Origin of the sequence: Streptomyces sp. NBC_00322, assembly GCF_036147535.1 — a bacterium.
Classification (GTDB): Bacteria; Actinomycetota; Actinomycetes; order Streptomycetales; family Streptomycetaceae; genus Streptomyces.
On record NZ_CP108019.1, the window covers coordinates 7,479,574 to 7,498,581 of the forward strand.

The 19,008-nt window shown below is 70.1% G+C and carries 19 protein-coding genes; 11 read left to right on the top strand and 8 right to left on the bottom strand.

The window, feature by feature from the left end:
• Positions 1-20: 20 nt before the first annotated feature.
• Positions 21-1,013 (top strand): EamA family transporter, encoded by a 993-nt coding sequence (locus tag OG905_RS34170; RefSeq protein ID WP_328680423.1) that lies wholly within the window; start codon positions 21-23, stop codon positions 1,011-1,013.
• A 195-nt stretch (positions 1,014-1,208) separates the two neighbouring features.
• The gene (locus OG905_RS34175) at positions 1,209-2,174 is read left to right on the top strand and encodes a DMT family transporter (protein WP_328680424.1); all 966 of its coding nucleotides are present in this window, start codon (positions 1,209-1,211) and stop codon (positions 2,172-2,174) included.
• Between the two features lie 45 nt (positions 2,175-2,219).
• Here OG905_RS34175 and OG905_RS34180 read toward each other — a convergent pair whose 3' ends face one another.
• Complete coding sequence (locus tag OG905_RS34180) at positions 2,220-2,888, bottom strand: pyridoxamine 5'-phosphate oxidase family protein (protein ID WP_443044025.1); 669 nt, start codon at positions 2,886-2,888, stop codon at positions 2,220-2,222.
• Positions 2,889-2,911: 23 nt separating this feature from the next.
• Between OG905_RS34180 and OG905_RS34185 the strand changes: the two genes are divergently transcribed.
• Positions 2,912-4,243: an aminotransferase class I/II-fold pyridoxal phosphate-dependent enzyme gene (locus OG905_RS34185; protein WP_328680427.1), complete on the top strand. Its 1,332-nt coding sequence runs from the start codon at positions 2,912-2,914 to the stop codon at positions 4,241-4,243.
• Here OG905_RS34185 and OG905_RS34190 read toward each other — a convergent pair.
• The gene (locus OG905_RS34190; protein WP_328680428.1) at positions 4,234-5,196 is read right to left on the bottom strand and encodes a DMT family transporter; all 963 of its coding nucleotides are present in this window, start codon (positions 5,194-5,196) and stop codon (positions 4,234-4,236) included. The two genes, OG905_RS34185 and OG905_RS34190, sit on opposite strands and share 10 nt — an antisense overlap.
• 74 nt (positions 5,197-5,270) lie before the next feature.
• Here OG905_RS34190 and OG905_RS34195 point away from each other — a divergent pair, with 74 nt between their 5' ends.
• Positions 5,271-6,191 (top strand): LysR family transcriptional regulator, encoded by a 921-nt coding sequence (locus OG905_RS34195; RefSeq protein ID WP_328680429.1) that lies wholly within the window; start codon positions 5,271-5,273, stop codon positions 6,189-6,191.
• A 72-nt stretch (positions 6,192-6,263) separates the two neighbouring features.
• Here OG905_RS34195 and OG905_RS34200 read toward each other — a convergent pair whose 3' ends face one another.
• Positions 6,264-6,731, bottom strand: coding sequence for a pyridoxamine 5'-phosphate oxidase family protein (locus tag OG905_RS34200; protein ID WP_328680432.1), 468 nt, complete (start codon positions 6,729-6,731; stop codon positions 6,264-6,266).
• Positions 6,732-6,858: 127 nt separating this feature from the next.
• Between OG905_RS34200 and OG905_RS34205 the strand changes: the two genes are divergently transcribed.
• Positions 6,859-7,509, top strand: coding sequence for an isochorismatase family protein (locus OG905_RS34205; RefSeq protein WP_328680434.1), 651 nt, complete (start codon positions 6,859-6,861; stop codon positions 7,507-7,509).
• Here OG905_RS34205 and OG905_RS34210 read toward each other — a convergent pair.
• The 5 genes from OG905_RS34210 to OG905_RS34230 all read right to left on the bottom strand — a co-directional run bounded on the left by OG905_RS34210 (position 7,496) and on the right by OG905_RS34230 (position 13,606).
• The gene (locus OG905_RS34210; protein ID WP_328680435.1) at positions 7,496-7,942 is read right to left on the bottom strand and encodes a Rieske (2Fe-2S) protein; all 447 of its coding nucleotides are present in this window, start codon (positions 7,940-7,942) and stop codon (positions 7,496-7,498) included. The genes OG905_RS34205 and OG905_RS34210 overlap by 14 nt on opposite strands.
• A gap of 83 nt (positions 7,943-8,025) precedes the next feature.
• Entirely contained in the window at positions 8,026-10,203 is a 2,178-nt protein-coding gene (locus tag OG905_RS34215; protein WP_328680437.1) for a S9 family peptidase, read from the bottom strand.
• Positions 10,204-10,268: 65 nt separating this feature from the next.
• Positions 10,269-12,212 (bottom strand): ABC transporter permease, encoded by a 1,944-nt coding sequence (locus OG905_RS34220; RefSeq protein WP_328680439.1) that lies wholly within the window; start codon positions 12,210-12,212, stop codon positions 10,269-10,271.
• 88 nt (positions 12,213-12,300) lie between these two features.
• The gene (gene modA, locus OG905_RS34225; RefSeq protein WP_328680441.1) at positions 12,301-13,110 is read right to left on the bottom strand and encodes a molybdate ABC transporter substrate-binding protein; all 810 of its coding nucleotides are present in this window, start codon (positions 13,108-13,110) and stop codon (positions 12,301-12,303) included.
• A gap of 100 nt (positions 13,111-13,210) precedes the next feature.
• Entirely contained in the window at positions 13,211-13,606 is a 396-nt protein-coding gene (locus OG905_RS34230) for a TOBE domain-containing protein (RefSeq protein WP_328680443.1), read from the bottom strand.
• 279 nt (positions 13,607-13,885) lie between these two features.
• On the opposite strand from OG905_RS34230, the gene OG905_RS34235 reads away from it, so the two are divergent.
• The 6 genes from OG905_RS34235 (at position 13,886) to OG905_RS34260 (ending at position 18,965) form a co-directional block, all read left to right on the top strand.
• A complete protein-coding gene (locus tag OG905_RS34235; RefSeq protein ID WP_328680445.1) occupies positions 13,886-14,317 on the top strand; it encodes a TOBE domain-containing protein in 432 nt (143 codons plus the stop codon).
• Between the two features lie 9 nt (positions 14,318-14,326).
• The gene (locus tag OG905_RS34240; protein ID WP_328680447.1) at positions 14,327-15,178 is read left to right on the top strand and encodes a HipA family kinase; all 852 of its coding nucleotides are present in this window, start codon (positions 14,327-14,329) and stop codon (positions 15,176-15,178) included.
• The gene (locus OG905_RS34245; protein WP_328680448.1) at positions 15,175-15,573 is read left to right on the top strand and encodes a DUF3037 domain-containing protein; all 399 of its coding nucleotides are present in this window, start codon (positions 15,175-15,177) and stop codon (positions 15,571-15,573) included. Before OG905_RS34240 ends, OG905_RS34245 begins: the two co-directional genes overlap by 4 nt.
• Before the next feature lie 154 nt (positions 15,574-15,727).
• Entirely contained in the window at positions 15,728-16,489 is a 762-nt protein-coding gene (gene fabG, locus OG905_RS34250) for a 3-oxoacyl-ACP reductase FabG (RefSeq protein WP_266488421.1), read from the top strand.
• A 17-nt stretch (positions 16,490-16,506) separates the two neighbouring features.
• A complete protein-coding gene (locus OG905_RS34255) occupies positions 16,507-17,268 on the top strand; it encodes an SDR family oxidoreductase (RefSeq protein WP_328680453.1) in 762 nt (253 codons plus the stop codon).
• 116 nt (positions 17,269-17,384) lie between these two features.
• Complete coding sequence (locus OG905_RS34260; protein ID WP_328680454.1) at positions 17,385-18,965, top strand: ABC transporter substrate-binding protein; 1,581 nt, start codon at positions 17,385-17,387, stop codon at positions 18,963-18,965.
• The last annotated feature ends 43 nt before the right edge of the window (positions 18,966-19,008 follow it).

Sequence of the window (19,008 nt, forward strand, 5' to 3'; positions counted from 1 at the left end):
TGCGCTGTCATGATGTGCCGATGCAGGCGTCTGAGGGAAGAAACGCCGGCCTGGGACTCGCCCTGGGCTCGGCGTTCGCGTTCGGTGGATCGGGTGTCGCGGCCAAGCCGCTGATCGAAGCGGGTCTTGACCCGCTGCATGTGGTGTGGCTGCGCGTGGCCGGATCCGCGCTCGTCATGCTGCCGGTGGCCTGGCGCCACCGGGACCTCGTGCTGCGCAGGCCGGTTCTGCTCGTCGGCTTCGGGCTGCTCGCCGTCGCGGGCGTACAGGCCTGCTACTTCGCGGCGATCTCCCGGATCCCGGTCGGTGTCGCGCTCCTCATCGAATATCTCGCGCCCGCGCTCGTCCTGGGATGGGTGCGTTTTGTCCAGCGCAGGCCGGTCACCAGGGCCGCCGCCCTCGGCGTCGTTCTCGCCGTCGCCGGTCTCGCATGCGTCGTCGAGGTGTGGTCGGGGGTCGGCTTCGACGTGGTCGGGCTGCTGCTGGCGCTGACCGCCGCGTGCTGCCAGGTCGGCTACTTCGTCCTGTCCGACCACGGCGGGGACGGTGACGACGCGGCGGACCCGATGGGCGTCATCGCGTACGGACTGCTCATCGGCGCGGCTGTGCTGACGCTGGTGGCGCGGCCGTGGGGGATGGACTTCTCGCTCCTCGGCGGGAGCGCGGACATGGGCGGCACGCAGGTGCCCGCGGGGCTGCTCCTCGGCTGGATCGTCCTGATCGCCACGGTGCTCGCGTACGTCACCGGGGTCGTCTCGGTGCGCAGGCTCTCGCCGCAGGTGGCGGGCGTCGTGGCATGCCTGGAGGCGGTTGTCGCGACCGTGCTGGCGTGGGTGCTGCTGCGGGAGCATCTGTCGGCGCCGCAGATCTTCGGCGGTGCGGTGGTGCTGGTCGGGGCGTTCATCGCGCAGTCACAGGCTCCGAAGGCGCCGTCGGGGCCGGTCGCGGGGGGTGGGCCCACCGAGTCCGCTGTCCCCGGGGGACAGTTGTCGGCTCCGCACGCCGCACCGTAGGGTGCCGGTCATGCATTCGACCGTACTTCCGCCGCCTGCCGCTTAGCGCGGGCGGCCAGCCGTTGACGAAGACCGGGCTCGGGGTGTCCCCGAGCGGTTCGTCGCTGCCCGCGTGACGGAGCCGAGCGACCAGCCATCCCGTTCTTCACACGGAGAAGTCACGTGTCGAAATTTTCCTCAACTCCCGCTGTCGGCGTGCCCGCACATGTGCCGGCCCCGACGCCTCTGCCCACTCCTGTGCCCGTCGGGCGGAGCCTCCTCTATCTGATCTTCGCCGGGGTCGCCTGGGGGACCGCGGGCGCGGCTGCCTCGCTGGTCTTCCAGGTGAGCGATCTCGGTCCTCTCGCGCTGTCGTTCTGGCGCTGCGCCGGGGGCTTGGTGCTGCTGCTGGGCGTGCTGGCGTTGCGTACGCGGCGTACGCCTGCCGCGCGCCGTGCCGCGGCCGGTGAACCGCGTCGTCGTCGGCTGCTGCGGATTCTGGCCACGGGCATCGGCCTCACCGTCTTCCAGAGCGCCTACTTCGCGGCCGTGGAGGCGACCGGGCTCGCTGTCGGCACGGTGGTCACGCTGGGCGCGGGTCCCGTGCTGATCGCGGTGGGTGCGCGGCTGACGATGGGCGAGCGGCTCGGGCGCGGCGGTGTCCTGGCGGTCACGGGGGCATTGGCAGGCCTCTTCGTGCTCGTGCTCGGCGGCGAGGGCGGGACGGTGCGGCCGGGGGGTGTGGCCCTCGCGCTGCTCTCAGCCGCCGGATACGCGGCGATCACCTTGCTCACGCGGTGGCTCGGACGCGGCGGGGGCGGTGGCGACTCGCTGTCGACGACGGCCTGGGCGTTCGCGATCGGAGCGGTCGGGCTGCTGCCCATGGCGCTGGGGGAGGGGCTGCTGCCGCACACCGAGGAACTGGGGCGTGTGGTCTGGCTGCTGGCCTATGTTGCGGCAGTGCCGACGGCGTTTGCGTACGCCCTCTACTTCGCCGGGGCGGCGGTGGTGCGAGCCGCGACGGTCTCGGTGATCATGCTGCTCGAGCCGGTGAGCGCGGCGGTCATCGCGGTGACGGTGCTGGACGAGCGGCTGACGGGGGCGACGGTGACCGGGACCTTGCTGCTGCTGGTGGCGGTGGCTGGGCTGGCGGTGGCAGAGACGCGGGTGGGGCGGCGGTAGGGGGTGCGGGGTGGGGGCGCTGCCCCCGCCCCGCGGGCCGTGAGGTCAGCTCCGCGTCAGGTAGGCCGGTACGCCGATCGACTCGTCCAGGTCCGCCGCCGGGATCGGGGTTCCCCGCCGCGTGGTCACGGGGACCACTCCCGTCCAGTACGGGAGCGTCGCGTCCTCCGGGTCGTCGTTCGGGCCGCCTGTGCGGAGCTTGGCCGAGACCTCCGTGAGGTCCAGGCGCAGGACCGCCGTGGCCGCCAGTTCCTTCGGGTTGGCGGGGCGCGAGTCGAGCGAGCGGCCCGGGACCACGTGGTCCACCAGGGCGTCCAGGGCCGTGCGCTTCTCGTCGGGGTCCGTGACCGGGTGGGCCGTGCCGTGGACGACGACCGAGCGGTAGTTGATCGAGTGGTGGAAGGCCGAGCGGGCCAGGACCAGGCCGTCGACATGGGTGACCGTCAGGCATACGGCGAGGCCCGGTTCCGGCTCGCCCGCCATGCGGAGGGGGCGTGAGCCCGTCGAGCCGTGGACGTAGAGGTGGTCGTCGACGCGGGCGTACAACGTCGGCAGAACGACCGGCGCGCCGTCGCGGACGAAACCGAGGTGGCAGACGTACGCCTCGTCCAGTATCGAGTGGACCTGCTCGCGGTCGTACGCCGCGCGCTCCTTGGCGCGCGTCGGGACGGTGCGGTCGGTCGGCTCGTATGCGTCCGGCATTGCCTTCTCCATTGCACTAGTGCATAATCTTGTTTGTGCTAGGAGAGTATCGGATCGTAGGCCGCCGCGCATCGGAGATTGCCGCCAGCGTCGAGCGCGGGGTCGGCACGGGTGACCTGGAGCCGGGTCGACTGCTGCCGCCCATGCGGGAGTTGGCGACCGAGCTCGGCGTCAACCCGAACACCGTCGCGTCCGCGTACCGGACCCTGCGCGAGCGCGGGGTGATCGAGACAGCCGGACGCAAGGGCAGCCGGGTGCGGCCCCGCCCGGCCAGTACGGCCCGCGGGACCATCGGGGTCGAAGCGCCCCCCGGCGTGCGGGACCTCGGTGAGGGAAACCCGGACCCCGCGTTGCTGCCCCCGCTGCACGAGGCGCTCGCAGCCGCGGCCCGGCGCAATGCCCAGGAGCCCGGTCTGTACGGACAGGCGCCCGTCGACGCGGAGTTCGGGCGTCTCGCCCGTGCCGGGATGGACGCCGACGGGGTGCCTGACGGGCCGGTCGCCGTCACATCGGGGTCGCTGGACGCCATCGAGCGCGTACTCGCCGCCCACCTCAAGCCCGGCGACGCCGTCGCCGTCGAGGACCCCGGCTGGGGAAGCCTGCTGGATCTGGTGTCGGCGCTGGGGCTGAAGCCCGTGCCGGTGGCACTCGACGACGACGGGCCGCTGCCCGGCGAGGTGCGGGGGGCGCTCGCCGGCGGAGCCAGGGCGCTCATCGTCACCGACCGCGCCCAGAACCCCACCGGCGCCGCCGTGAGCAAGGCACGCGCGCGTGAACTGCGCGCGGTACTCGCCCAGTTCCCCCACACCCTGCTCATCGAGGACGACCACGGGCACGCCATCGTCGATCTGCCGCTGTACCCCCTCGCGGGGCCGACGGACAGCTGGGCGCTCGTACGCTCCACGGCCAAGGCGTACGGCCCGGATCTTCGCGTAGCCGTGCTCACCGGCGACGCCGTCACCGTCGACCGTGTGATGGGGCGGCAGGGGCTCGGGCCCGGTTGGGTCAGCAGGCTGCTGCAGCGCGCGGTCGTCCAGCTGTGGACGTCCGGTGCGGTGGATCCCCGAGAGGTCGCCCGCTCCTACGGACAGCGCCGCGACGCGCTCGTCCAGGCCCTCACCGGGCGCGGTATCGAGGCCCACGGCCGCAGCGGCATGAATGTCTGGGTGCCCGTGCCCGACGAGACCGGAGCCGTGACCCGGCTGCTGCGCGCGGGCTGGGCGGTCGCGCCCGGAGCGCGCTTTCGGATGTCCTCGCCGCCCGGCGTGCGGCTCACCGTCTCGGGCCTGGCGATGGACGAGATCGGGCAGGTCGCCGACGCGGTCGCCGCGGCGGTCGGCCCGGCCCCCGCGCGCAGCTACGGCTGAGCCGCGGCGCGTGTCTTCGGCCTGCTCTGGCTCAGCGCCGCGCCCGCCAGGACGATCAGCGCGCCGACCGGGGTGTTCCAGCTGAGCTGCTCGTCCAGCACCGCGACGCCCGCCGCCGTCGCGATGACCGGAATGAAGTACGTGACCATCTGCGCGGTCGTCGGGCCTACCTCCGCGACCAGGCCGTACTGCATGAGTAGCGCGAAGCCCGTTCCCAGGGCGCCGAGCGCGACCACCGCCAGCAGGGGGACGAGTGGGAAGGAGGTCGGCAGCGTGGTGAACAGCGGTGTGACGACGGCGAGTTGAACCGTGGCGAGCAGCAGCTGCGCACCGGTCAGCGAGAGGTTGGAGTGGCTGCTGCCGGCGAGTGTGCGGCGGACGTAGATCCAGCCGATCGGATAGCTGAGCGAGGCGAGAAGCGCCATCGCCGTGCCGCCGAAGTCGAGACACGAGAAACCCTGCCAGGCACCGAGCACCGTCAGCACGCCGAGGAAGCCGATACCGAGCCCGGCGACGCGGCGGCGGGTGGGCCGGTCCTCGGAGAGGGCGACCATCGACAGGGCCATGCCCCACAGCGGCGAGGTGGCGTTGCAGATCCCGGCGAGCGTCGAGGGGATCGTCAGCTCGGAGTAGGCGAAGAGTGAGAACGGCAGAGCGTTGAGGAGGAAGGCGGCCACGGCCAGGTGCATCCAGGTGCGGATCCCGTGCGGCAGCCGGTCCCGCCGGACCGTCATCGCGACGGCAAGCACCGCCGTGCCGAAGAAGAGCCGCCCGAAGGTCACTTGAAAGGGGGCGTACGCGCCGGTGCCGACCTTGATGAGGAGAAAGCTGAAGCCCCAGACGGTGGAGAGCACCGCGAACCGGATGCGCCAGTCGAGGCCGCGGCGGCGTACGGAGCCGGTCGGGGTGTGGGTGGGTGCCGAAGAGGCTCTGGAGGGGGCAGCGGTGCTCATGGCGTCAACGATCCCGTTCCCGATCTCGTAGGACAAGCGAGAATTATTTGCGGCCTTCGCTTAGCATTGCTTACATGTTGAATCTGGAGCGCCTGCGAACCCTGGACGCGCTGGCCCGCCACGGCTCGGTCAGCGGAGCGGCCGACGGGCTGCATGTGACGACTTCCGCCGTCTCCCAGCAGATGGCGAAGCTGGAGCGGGAGGTGGGCCAGCAGCTGCTGGCGAAGAACGGACGCGGAGTCCGGCTCACCGACGCCGGTCAGCTGCTCGCCGACCACGCCGCGCGCATCCTGTCCCAGGTCGAGCTCGCCCAGTCCGACATCGAGGCACAGCGCGGACAGGTCGTCGGCGAGGTGCGGATCGGGGCGTTTCCGACGGCCGCCCGCGGGCTCTTTCCCGCCGCCTTGACCGCGCTGCGCTCGGCCCACCCCGAACTGCGTGTGCGCTCACGCGAGGTGGAGCCCGAGCAGGGGATCAGGGAGGTGGTCAGGGGCGACCTCGACCTCGCCGTGGTCCTCGACTGGAGCAACAAACGACTGCCCATGCCCGGCGGGCTCGCCCAGGCTCATCTGCTCGACGACATCCCCGATGTCGCCATGCCCGCGGATCATCCGCTGGCGGACCGGACCGAGGTGGATCTGGAGGAGTTCGCGAAGGACGAGTGGGTGTCCTGGCCGGAAGGCGAATTCTGCTACGAGTGGCTGATGTTCACGCTGCGCTCTAAGGGCTTCGAGCCGCGGATCGCGCACATGGCGGAGGAGCACCACACACAACTGGCGCTCATCGAGGCGGGGCTCGGGGTGTGCGTGACGCCCAGGCTGGGACGGGGCTGGGTGCCCGAGGGGGTGCGGCTGGTACCCGTACGGCAGCGGATGCTCAGGCATATCTACGCGGTGTGGCGGACGGACGCCGACCGTCGACCGTCGATCAGGGCGGCGGTCGCGGCGCTGCGCGAGGCGGCCGGCCGGGAGGGTGCGGACGGCTCGGCGGCCTGACAGCACCTCCGACGGCTCGTCGGGCCGGCAGCAGCACTGACCGCTCGGCGGTCCGACAGCAGTTCCGACGGCTCAGAGGCCCGACAGCTTTCTGAAGTCCCATGACGCGATCGCATCGGGAGTCAGCCGCAGCCAGGCGTGCCTGCCGTCGTGCGGCATCTCGTCGAGGCCGAAGTTCTTCCGCGCGAACAGGCTTTCCGGTACGTCCAGTTCGGGGCACGGCTCACCGGTGCGCGGCGCCTCGCCGACGAAGACGGCCGTGCCGGAAAGCTCGACGCCGCGCAGCTCCCCGTACTCCTCGCCGTCGTCGATCACGACCGCGATCCGTGGATCGGCCCGCAGTTCGGTCCAGCGGCGGCTGCGGGTGATGGAGTACAGCCACAGCGAGCCCCCGTCCCAGGCGAACCACAGGGCGCTGACATGCGGACGGCCGTCCGCGGACACGGTGGCCACCCGGCAGGTGCGCTGCCCGGCCAGGAACTCGTCCAGCTCGCCGGGCGTCATCATGATGCGACGGCCCCGGCGCTGTGTGACGGCCATGCGCGGCCCCCTCCTCGTAGTTCGCCCATGTAACTGACTGTGTGTCAGAAATCATGGAGGCTCTTCCGTCGTCGCGCAATGGCGGTTACTGTCGCGCGCCCAGTCCCAGCCGCATGAGGGGGAAGCTGTGCCGTCCTTCGAACAGCTCGCGGAGCAGCTCGACCCGGCCACCACCGTGCTGCTCACCGTCGAGTGCCAGCAAGGTGTCGTCGGCATGGACAGCGCGCTGCCCGAACTCGCCGCGCAGGCCAGGTCGTCCGGCGCGCTCCACCGGGTCGCCCGGCTGGTCGCCGGGGCTCATGAGACGGGCGTGCAGGTGCTGCACGCGGTCGCCGAGAGGCGCCCCGACGGGCGCGGCGCCAACCACAACGCCCGGCTGTTCCGCGCCGCCGCCCGGCTGCCCGTACAGCAGCACTCCGGTACGGCGGCCGTCCGTATCGCACCTCCGATACAGGTGGCGGACGAGGATCTCGTCGTACGGCGGCTGCACGGCCTGTCACCCATCGCGGGCACGGACGTCGACGCACTGCTGCGCAATCTCGGCTGCCGCACGCTGGTCGTCACCGGTGTCTCGGCGAATGTCGCCATCCCCAACGCAGTCTTCGACGCGGTCAACCTCGGCTATACGGCGGTGGTTCCGCAGGACGCCATCGCGGGGGTGCCCGCCGACTACATCCCCGCGATGGTCCGCAACACGCTCGCGCTCGTCGCCACGATCACCACGACCGACGATGTCCTGTCCTGCTGGAAACGGCCCCGGCGCGCTACGCGAGCTTGATCGAGCCGCCGTCGACGGTGATCGAGGCCGCGGGCAGCGGTTTGGTGGCGGGCCCCTTGGTGACGCTGCCGTCCGCCGCGCTGAACTGGCTCCCGTGACAGGGGCAGTTGATGGTGCCGTTCGAGATGTCCTTCACCGCGCAGCCCGCGTGGGTGCACTTGGACGAGAACGCCTTGAACTCTCCGGGCTTCGGCTGGGTGACAACCACATCGCCGATGACCTTCCCCCCGCCCTCGGGAATGTCCGTGATCTTGGCGAGCTCCTTGCCGCCACCCCCGGCGCCCGCCCCGCCCGCCGGCTTGTCGGCCACCGACGTACTGCCGTCGTCCGAGCTGCCGCACGCGGTCAGCGCGACGGCGAGACCGGCCCCGCCCACCGCGGCGACGACGGTACGGCGTGTCATGTTCCGCGCAGACCCCTGCGATCCGGTCATGATGGCTCCCTCTCAACGGTCCCTGTCCGGCCCCCGCACAACGGCCGGTTCTTGATGGTGTACGAGTGGGCGGCGCGGCACGTTCAGATACTCGGGGAATTCAAGGATTTCTTCAGAAAGGCCGTCTCGAGCAGCATCAGGTTGCTGACCTGGTCCTCCTGAGTGACCAGATGGGTGGCCCCCGAGAGCGGCAGAACCGTATGCGGGCGCCCCGCCGCGAGCAGCGCCGACGAGAAGCGCAGCATGTGCGCGAAGACGACGTTGTCGTCGGCGACGCCGTGCACCAGCAGCAGCGGACGGGTCAGCTTGTGCGCGTACGGGACGAGCGAGCTGCGTTCGTAGTTCTCGGGCTGCACGTCCGGGTGGCCGAGGAACCGCTCTTCCCAGTGTGTGTCGTAGAGCCTGCGGTCGGTGGGGGCGGCGCCCGCGACCGCGGCGTGAAAGATCTCCGGATGGTGCAGCACCGCGCCCGCCGCCAGATAGCCGCCGTAGGACCAGCCGCGTATCGCCACCGCGTCCAGGTCCAGATCGGGATGGCGCGAGGCCGCCTCGTGCAGCGCGTCGATCTGGTCCTCGAGTACGGGCGTCAGCCGGTCGCCGTGAATGGCCTTCGCCCAGGCGCGGCCCCGGCCGGGGGTGCCGCGGCCGTCCGTGACGAGCACGGCGAAACCCTGCTCGGCGAACCACTGCGACACGGCCGACCACCAACCGCGCTCGTGCACCACCAGCTGGATGCCGGCTCCTGAGTACGGGTTGAGGAGCAAGGGCAGCTTTCCCGAACCCGGCTCGTGCCACGACGGCAGGAAGAGCTGGCTGCGCAGTTCACGCTCTCCGAGCGTGAGAAACTCCGGCCGGGGCGTGACCCGTGGCTTCTCGGCGAGCACGGCGATCTGCCCGACGGGCTTGCCGCCGTGCAGCACGGTCACCGTCTGCCCCTCGTCCGTCCCGCTGTCCAGGACGACGGTGTCGCCGCCGACGTGGGCGGTGTGGACGCCGGGTTCCTCGCTGACGCGGACGAAGCCCGCGTCCGGGTCGTGGGACCAGACATGGATCTCGGTCGGATCCTCGCTCGCGGTGAAAAAGACGCGCTCGCCGACCGTGCCGACGACTTCGCGGACCTGAAGCCCGTCCGGGGTGAAGGCGTCCCCGATACGCAGCCCGTGCGTGTCCGAGCAGCACCAGGGGATCACGGGAGTGCCCGACGGGAGGCGGACCGGAGTGCCCGGCATCAGAGCCACCCATGCCCGATCGTGGGCGCGATGCTGCGTCCGCGTCGCCCCGGTCGCGGGGTCCACGGCCAGGACGTACTCCGAGCGCTGGTCGCGGGTCTGCACGGAGATCAGCGGGCCGTGGCTGTCCCAGCTCGCCGCCGTGACGTACTCGAAGGTCGGATCGGTCCACTGCGAGGCGAAGTGGTCCTCGCCCGCCGCCTCAGGGATCTCGACCGCCGTCCTCCCCGCCCCTTCGAGGCGCATGATGTGCATCGACACCTCGGCGTTCGCCGTTCCCGCCGCCGGATACGGCAGCGATACCGGCTGTTTCGCCGGATTCGCGGGGTCCGCGATGTACCAGCGCTGCACCGGTGAGGTGTCCACCCGGGCGACCAGAAGCGCGTCCCCCTCCGGCGACCACCAGTGGCCGCGCGTCCGGTGGATCGACTCTGCCGACACATGGTCGGAGAGCCCGTAGGTCACCTCGGGGCTCTCGGGCGCGGCCAGCAGCCGGTCGTCGCTGCCGTCGGCCCGTACGACGTGGAGCGCGCCCCCGGAGACGTACGCGATCCGGTCCCCGTCCGGCGAGGGACGCGGATCGACCGCCGGGCCCGCCGTGGCGATTCTGCGGGGGGCGCCGCCGTCCGTCCGTACGGTCCAGAGCTCGCCGCCCAGCGTGAAGGCCACCATCAGGGCCGCGCTGTCGGTCGCGTACGACACCACACCCGAGGAGGTCTCCCTGGCGCGCTCCCGCCGGACCTTCTCCGCCTCCGGCACGTCCGCCTCGCCGCCGAGCGTGAGCGCAGCGAGATGGGGGTACGCCCGGCCGAAGGCTGGGGGAGGGTCGGCGAGTACGCGCTCCTGTCCGTCCTCGTACAACCACAGCCTGCTGACGCGGTCCTCGCCGCCCGTGCTGCGCACGAACAGCACGCGCGAGCCGTCCGGCGAGACGGTGAAGTGCCGCGGGACACCGAGCGAGAAACGCCGGGTCCGGGCGTACTGACGGGGGAAGTCCTGGGCGTCCATGAGGTCTTGCGTGTCTTCGGCCATGAGGCATCGTTGGCATGTCCGCGCAGGCCATGACAAGCGAAAATCCGAGCGATCACCGGATCGGCTCAGAGGGCCACGACAGCTGCTTCGGTCGCCTTGACGCTGGTCCAGACGGGAGTTCCGTCGGCGAGGCCGAGCTCGGCGGCGGCCTGCGGGGTGATCTCGGCGACGAGGTCCGGCGCCTGCTCCGACGTGATCAGGACACGTAGCCGGCTCCCGCTGGTGGTGATCTCCCGTACGGTGCCGGGCCACACGTTGCGAGGACTGCCGCTGGGCTTGTCACGGTGCACGGCGACGGCTTCCGGAGCGATGATCGCGAGGGCGCCAGTGCCGACCGGGAGCGGGTCCGCGACGACGAGCGTGCCGCCGCCGGTGAGTTGGATGCCTTCGACGGTGGCGGTGCCGGGCCAGGCGTTGCGGCCGAGCATGCGGGCGACCCAGGGGGAGCGGGGGTGACGGGTGACGTCGGTGGGCGGGGCGTCCTGCAGGGCACGTCCGTCGTCGAGGACGAGGACCCGGTCGGCGAGCGCGACGGCTTCGACGGGGTCGTGAGTGACGATCAGGCACACGCCGCCGAAGCCGTCGAGATGACGGCGGAGGGTGTGGCGGACGTGGGCGCGGGTGGTCTGGTCGAGTGCGGCGAGCGGCTCGTCGAGCAGGAGGAGCCGGGGGCGTGCGGCCAGCGCCCGGGCGAGCGCAACACGCTGGGCCTGACCGCCGGAGAGCTGAGCCGGTTTGCGATGGGCGAGGTGGCCGACGCCGAGCCGGTCGAGCCATTCCTGGGCGCTGCGGCGGGCCTCGGTGCGGGGGACGCCGTGGGCGCGCAGTCCGTAGGCCGTGTTGGCAAGGGCGCTCATGTGCGGGAAGAGGGCACCTTCCTGGGGCACCCAGGCCACGCCCCTGCGGTGCGGGGGAAGGCCGGTGACATCGTGGTCGCCGAGCCGCAGTTCGGCGTGGGCGCGTGGAGTGAGGCCGAGGAGGGCGCGCAACAGGGTGGTCTTCCCGGCGCCGTTGGGGCCGACGACGGCGACAGTGGTGCCGGGTCCGGCGTCCAGGGTGAGCCGGTTGAAGCCGGTGACCTCGGCGTGCAGGGGCCAGAGCTCCTGCGGAGCCGCGGGCTGTGCGTCGGCGGGCTCGGGCGCCACCGGGGCCACACCTGGTTCGGCTTCGTCCACCGGAGGTCCGGGTACCTGCGAGCGGGCGGCGGGCGTAGCGGTCCAGCGGCCGCGCAGCGCGACAAGCACCAGCATCGCGATGGCGAGCAGCAGCAGCGAGACCGATGTCGCTGCCTCCGGCTCGTCCTGGAGCAGCAGATACACCTGCAGCGGCAGGGTCTGGGTGGTGCCGGGGAGGTTGCCGGCGAAGGTGATGGTGGCGCCGAACTCGCCCAGCGCCCGGGCCCAGGTGAGGGCGGCGCCCGCGATGAGGCCCGGGGCGACCATGGGCATCGTGACCGTGAAGAACACCCGCACCGGAGAGGCCCCGAGGGACGCGGCGGTCTCCTCGTAACTCGGACGCAGCCCGCCCAGTGCCCCTTCGAGGCTGATGACGAGGAACGGCATCGCCACGAACGTCGCCGCGACAACCGCGCCGGAGGTGTGGAAGGGCAGGGTGATGCCGAAGGTGTTCTCCAGCCAGGGGCCGAGCAGCCCACGGCGGCCGAAGGCGAGCAGCAGGGCGACACCGCCGACGGTGGGCGGCAGCACCATCGGCAGCAGGACGAGGGACCGGACGAGCGACTTCCCGGGGAACGGCACACGTGCCAGCAGCCACGCCAGCGGCACGCCGAGGACCACAGACAGGCCGAGTGCCCAGAACGAGACGAGCAGCGACAGCCGCAGCGCCTCGGTGGTACCCGGAGTGGTGAGATGGTCCGCGAGTTGGCCCCATTCGGTGCGGACAAGGATCCCGATGAGCGGCAGCATCAGAAACGCGACGGCGAGCAGCGCGGGGATCGCCAGGGTGATCGGCGTGCGGGGGCCCGGTGCGCGACCGCGGATTCGTTTCATCGGAGTTCCCTGGGACTCGGGGTTATGGATGAGTGAAGGGCTGTCCGTTCCCCCGGAACGGACAGCCCCCTCACGGCAGTCGCCGGCACTACGGCTTCTGGAAGCCTGCGTCCTGGAGGATCTTCTGTGCCTCGGGCGTGGACAGCCATGCGACGAACGCGGCGGCGGCCTCGGCGTTCTTGGACTGCTTCAGCGCGGCGGCCGGGTATTCGGCGATGGCGTTCTGTGCGTCGGGGATCTCGACGGCGTCGACCTTGTCGGGGGCCGATTCGGCGTCCGTCTTGTAGACGAGACCCGCGTCGGCCTCGCCGAGCTCGACCTTGCTCAGGACGGCCCGGACGTTCGGCTCCTGCGAGACCGGCTTCACCGTGATCTTCTGGGCGTCGAGGATCTTCTTGCTGTACTTGCCGGCCGGCACCTCGGGGGCGGCGAGGACGACCTTCAGCTTCGTGTCCGCGAGGTCCCCCAGTTCGTCGACCTTGTGCGGGTTGCCCTCCACGGTCGCGATGACGAGGCGGTTCTTGGCGATGACGGCCGGGGTACCGGTGTCCGCCTTCACGCTGTCCATGCTCTTGGTGTCGGCGGTGACCAGGGCGTCTGCCGGAGCCCCCTGCTTCACCTGGGCGACCAGCTCCTGCGACCCGGCGAAGGAGAACGTGATCTTCGTGCCCGGGTTCTTCTTCTCGTATGCCGCGCCGGCGGTCTTGAACACGTCGGTCAGTGAAGCGGCTGCCAGCACCGTCAAGTTGGCCTTGGGAGCACCTGTGGCGGACTCGGTGGACTTCGCGCTGCCGGTGTCCTTCTTGGAGTCGTCGTTGCCGCATGCCGTGAGCGGAACGAGGAGTGCAGCAGCCACTACGGCAGCGGCGGCGCGGCGTCTGGTGAAGGTGAGGGACATGAGGGTGGAACTCCCTGGGGACGTGGTCGGCTGGTGCCGTCCGAGCGGATGGTGATGAGCCGCGCCGGTGACGGGCGACGCCGCTTGGTTGCGCGAGGGGTCAGGTGCGGTCGATGTGCACGCTGGTCGACTTCACGCGGGCGGTGGCCTGCATGCCGACCTCCAGACCCAGTTCCTCCACGGCCTCCCGGGTCAGGAGTGAGACGAGCCGGTGCGGACCTGCCTGGATCTCGACCTGCGCGGCGACGTCGCCGAGCTTGACCGCGGTGACGATGCCGGGGAAGGCGTTGCGGGCCGAGGTGTAGGAGGCGTCTTCCTCGCCGTTGCCGCCCTGGGCGACCTCGATGGAGAAGGCGGCCAGATCACGGCCGTCGATGAGACGGCGGCCTCCGTCGTCGCGATGGGTCGCGACCCGGCCGGCATCCGCCCAGCGGCGCGCGGTGTCGGGACTGACGCCGAGCAGACGTGCCGCCTGTCCGATGGTGTAGGACTGCATGTGCGACACGGTATGGCGTTTCTCCTCTCATTTGCAATTGATCAGTTGATTCTCCATGGCAGGTGCTGTGGCGATTGGAGGAACGAGCAATTGCATCGCGCAGGGCATCCTGCTTGTCCTCGGGCGGCAACCAGGTCTCCTCTGGTTTGCCAGGCCAGACGCAGAGACGCCCTGCTGCTTGCGATGCGTGACTGAACGGCTGCGATGGGTGTGGGTAGGGTGCAGGAGGCGCGGAGGGATATAACCGACATTCCATCCAAAACCCCGAGGTGTTTCTTCATGGGCCTGAGCATTCGTAACCAGATCCCCGGCACCGTCACGTCGGTCACCTCCGGAGAGGCCAAGGCGACCGTCAAGGTCCGCCTCGACGGGGGCCAGGACATCACGGCCGCCATCATCGCTGAGGCCGTCAAGGAACTGGGGCTTGCCGAGGGTTCCGCCGTACGCGCCCTCGTCAAGTCCACCGAAGTGGCTCTGGCCACCGGCCCCGTCGAAGGGCTGAGCATCCGCAATCAGATCCCGGGAACGGTGAGCGACGTGGCGGTGGGTGGCGCCATGGCGAGCGTCAAGGTCGACGTCGAGGGCGGCGGCCTCACCGCGGCGATCACCAAGGACGCCGTCGCCGACCTCGGTCTCGCCACGGGATCCTCGGTCGTCGCGCTCATCAACGGCCAACGCCTGGCAGCGGCCGTCGGATGTTGGGCTCGATAACCTGGGAAAATGCTCACAGAAGTCACGGCGACCCGCTATGTCACGCCCCTGCGTGAAGGCGGCTCGCTCCCCGGCATCGTCGAGGCCGACGATCTCGGCACGTACGTCATGAAGTTCACCGGAGCGGGACAGGGCCGCAAGACCCTGGTCGCCGAAGTCATCTGCGGACAGCTCGGCAGGCGGCTCGGTCTGCGTGTCCCCGAGCTGGTCACCATCCAGCTCGACCCCGTCATCGGTCTCGGCGAGCCCGATCAGGAGGTCCAGGAGCTGCTGAAGGCGAGCGGCGGGCTGAACCTCGGGATGGACTTCCTGCCCGGTTCGCTCGGCTTCGACCCGCTCGCGTACGAGGTGGACGCGGCCGAGGCCGGCAAGGTCGTCTGGTTCGACGCGCTGATCAACAATGTCGACCGCTCCTGGCGCAACCCCAACATGCTGGTGTGGCACGGCGACCTGTGGCTCATCGACCATGGAGCCACCATGATCTGGCACCACAACTGGCCGGGCGCCGCGGTCTCGGCGGCCAAGCCGTACGACGCGTCCGACCATGCCCTCGCGCCCTTCAAGCCGGACATCGCCGCGGCCGCCGCCGAACTCGCACCGCTGGTCACCGAGGAACTGCTGACCGAGGTCGCCGCCGACGTCCCGGACGAGTGGCTGGTCGACGAGCCGGGTTTCGGGACCACCGACGCGCTGCGCAGGGCTTATGTCGAGGCGCTGCTTCCCCGTGCGGCGACGATCCATGAGCGGATCTCGCTGAGCGCGCCCTCCAAGCCCCGGCCCTCGCAGGCGCCCGGCTGGCTGACCGAGCATCTGACCCCCTGGCCGCACCCGACCAAGAGCACGAAGGACGCGGGCCAGTGAGCGAGCGTGATGTCAGCGAGCGTGATGTCTTCGAGTACGCGCTGCTGCGTGTGGTGCCTCGGGTCGAGCGCGGTGAGTGTTTCAACGCCGGTGTGGTGGTCTACTGCCGCGCCAAGTCCTTCGTCGCCGCCCGTACGCATCTCGACGAGGGGAAACTCAAGGCCCTCGACCCCCGTGCCGATGTGACGGGGGTACGCGCCGCGCTGCGGGCCGTCGAGGGTGTCTGCCGAGGCGGCGAGGACGCAGGCCAGGCGGCGCGCGACGACGCGGGACGCCGCTTCCGCTGGCTGATCGCGCCGCGCTCGACCGTCGTACAGCCGGGCCCTGTGCACACCGGACTGACCTCCGATCCACAGGCCGAGGTGGAGCGGCTGCTCGACCTGCTCGTCCGGTGAGTGATTCCGTGAGTGATGGGGCGCACCCGGTGGGCCGTTGACACCGGGTGCCAGGGCTTCTAGCGTCACGTCTGCTGAAGGTACTAAGCGGTCGCTCATCCCTGGGACGTGGGACGTACCGGGTGAGCCGCATCCAAGGGCGAGGAGAACCAGCATGTCCACCACCGAGCAGCGCGTCGCCGTCGTGACCGGGGCTGCGCGCGGCATTGGCGCAGCCACCGCGGTACGACTGGCGGCCGAGGGCCGCGCCGTAGCCGTACTCGACCTCGACGAGGCGGCCTGCAAGGACACCGTCGAGAAGATCACCGCGGCCGGCGGCAAGGCCCTCGCCGTGGGCTGCGACGTCTCCGACAGCGCCCAGGTGGAGGCCGCCGTCGCGCGCGTCGCCGCCGAGCTCGGCGCGCCGACGATCCTCGTCAACAACGCGGGCGTGCTCCGCGACAACCTGCTCTTCAAGATGAGCGAGTCCGACTGGGACACCGTGATGAACGTGCACCTCAAGGGCGCGTTCCTGATGGCCAAGGCCTGCCAGAAGTACATGGTGGACGCCGGATTCGGCCGTATCGTCTCGCTCTCCTCCAGTTCGGCGCTCGGCAACCGCGGACAGGCCAACTACTCCGCCGTCAAGGCCGGTCTGCAGGGCTTCACCAAGACCCTGGCGAAGGAGCTCGGCAAGTTCGGCATCACCGCCAACGCCGTCGCCCCCGGCTTCATCGTCACCGAGATGACGGCCCAGACGGCCGCCCGAGTCGGCATGGGCTTCGAGGAGTTCCAGGCCGCTGCCGCCACCCAGATCCCGGTCGCGCGCGTCGGGTTCCCCGAGGACATCGCCAACGCCATCGCCTTCTTCACGGGCGACGAGGCCGGCTTCGTCTCCGGCCAGGTCATGTACGTGGCCGGCGGACCGCTCAACTGAATCGGGAGACGACGGACATGACCGCAGAGGTACAGGACAGCGGAAAGGTCGCGCTGATCACCGGCGCGAGCCGTGGCATCGGCTACGGCGTCGCCGAGGCGCTCGTCGCCCGCGGCGACAGGGTCTGCATCACCGGCCGTGGTGAGGACGCGCTCAAGGAGGCCGTGGAGAAGCTCGGCGCCGACCGGGTGATCGCCGTCGCGGGCAAGGCTCACGACGAGGCCCACCAGGCGGCCGCCGTGGAGCGTGCCATGGAGGCCTTCGGCCGCGTCGACTTCCTGATCAACAACGCGGGTACGAACCCGGTCTACTCGCCGATGGCCGAGCTCGACCTGAACGTGGCGCGCAAGGTGTACGAGACCAACGTGATCTCGGCGCTCGGCTTCGCCCAGCAGACCTGGAAGGCCTGGCAGAAGGAGAACGGCGGTGCGATCGTGAACATCGCATCCGTCGCCGGTCTCGCTCCCTCGCCCTTCATCGGTTCCTACGGCATGAGCAAGGCGGCGATGATCAATCTGACACTGCAGCTGGCGCACGAGTTCGCGCCGGGTGTCCGGGTCAACGCGATCGCACCGGCAGTGGTCAAGACCAAGTTCGCCCAGGCCCTGTACGAGGGCAGGGAGGAAGAGGCGGCCGCGGCCTACCCGCTCGCGCGCCTCGGCGTGCCCGAGGACATCGGCGGAGCGGCGGCATTTTTGACTTCTGACCAATCCGACTGGATCACGGGGCAGACGCTGGTCGTAGACGGGGGTATCTTCCTCAATGCCGGGGTGCACTGAGCCCCCTGGACCCTTTTGTTCCTGAATGTGTCAAGTGCCCTGCCGGGCCATCAGATTGACCCGGCAGGGCGCTGCGGTATGGTCGGCCGACCCATGGCTGAACGAGGAGCGTGCACGTGTTCTACCGGACCTGCCTGCAGGCCACTGCAGCCCTAGCGTCCATATCTCTGCTGGCCGGATGCAGCCTGTTTTCGGGTGAGAGCACCGAGCGCCAGCAGAAGATTACGGTCGGTACGATGAGCGAGCCCACCACCCTCGATCCGGCCGCAGCCTGGGACGGCTCATGGGAATTGCTGAGTAATGTCTTCCAGACGCTGGTGAGCTTCCCGTCCGGCAGCGCGGCGCCGCAGCCCGACGCCGCGAAATCCTGCCGCTTCACCGATTCCAGCAACAAGCTCTTCGAGTGCGAGCTGAAGCCTGGCCTCACCTTCTCCAACGGCGACAAGCTCGACGCGCAGGCGGTCAAGTACTCCATCGAGCGGATCCGGACGATCGATGCGCAGGGTGGCCCCAACGGTCTGCTCGGCTCGCTCGACAAGGTCGAGATCGCCGGGGACCGCATCGTGAAGTTCAGCCTCAAGACGCCTGACGCCACGTTCCCGTTCATCCTGGCCACGCCCGCCATGGCTGTCGTCCCGCCCAAGGAGTACCCGGCGGACAAGCTCCGCGAGGACGGCGGGCTGACCGGTTCGGGGCCATACGTCCTGAGTTCGTACAAGAAGGGCGACCGGGCCGAGCTGACCAAGAACTCCAAGTACGAAGGGTTCGCGAAGCTCAAGAACGAAGCCGTCACCATCCGCTACTTCCAGGACTCCGACGTGATGGTCGGAGAGCTCAAGAAGAAGAAGATCGACACGATCTACCGTGGTCTCACCGCGCAGGAGGTCGTCAAGTTTCAGTCGAAGCAGCCTGAGTACGGCGGCCTCCAGCTCGTCGAGACGGTCGGCGCCGACATCCGCTACCTCGTCTTCAACTCCAAGGACCCCATGGCGGGCAAGCTCGCCGTACGCCGTGCGATCGCCCAGGTCGTCGACCGCGGCGCGCTGGTCGCCAAGGTCTACCAGGGCACGGCCGAGCCGCTGTACTCCATGGTCCCCAAGGGTATTTCCGGCCACACCACCGAGTTCTTCGACCGTTATGGCGAGCCGGACGTGGCCAAGGCGCGCGCCATCCTCAAGGACGCCGGTATCACCAAGCCGGTGCCGCTGACGTTCGGGTACTCCTCCGACCGCTACGGCTCCGCCTCCAAGGCCGAGTTCGTCGAGCTCAGGCGGCAGCTCGACGCCACCGGCCTGTTCAAGATCACGGTGGAGGGCAAGCCGGAGAAGGACTTCAGGAAGGCCTACCAGGCCGGCGAGTACCCCGTCTTCGGACGCGGCTGGTTCCCCGACTTCCCGGACCCGGACAACTTTGTGGCGCCGTTCGTCGGCAAGAACAACGCGCTCAGCATGCCGTACGAGAGCCCCGAGATCACCGACCAGCTGCTGCCCGCGTCCCGGCGCGAGAGCGACCGCGGTGCGGTCACCAAGCAGTTCGAACGGGCACAGGAGATCCTCGGCGACGACGTACGGCTGCTGCCGCTGTGGCAGGGCAAGATGTACGTCGCCTCCAGCGAGGAGATCGGCGGCGGCGAACTCGCGATCAACCCGCAGACGTTCATGCAGATGTGGCAGCTGTACCGCAAGGCCAGCTGGTAGACCCCGTTGTCAGTGGCCCCCGGTAGGTTCTCTTGTCGAGAAC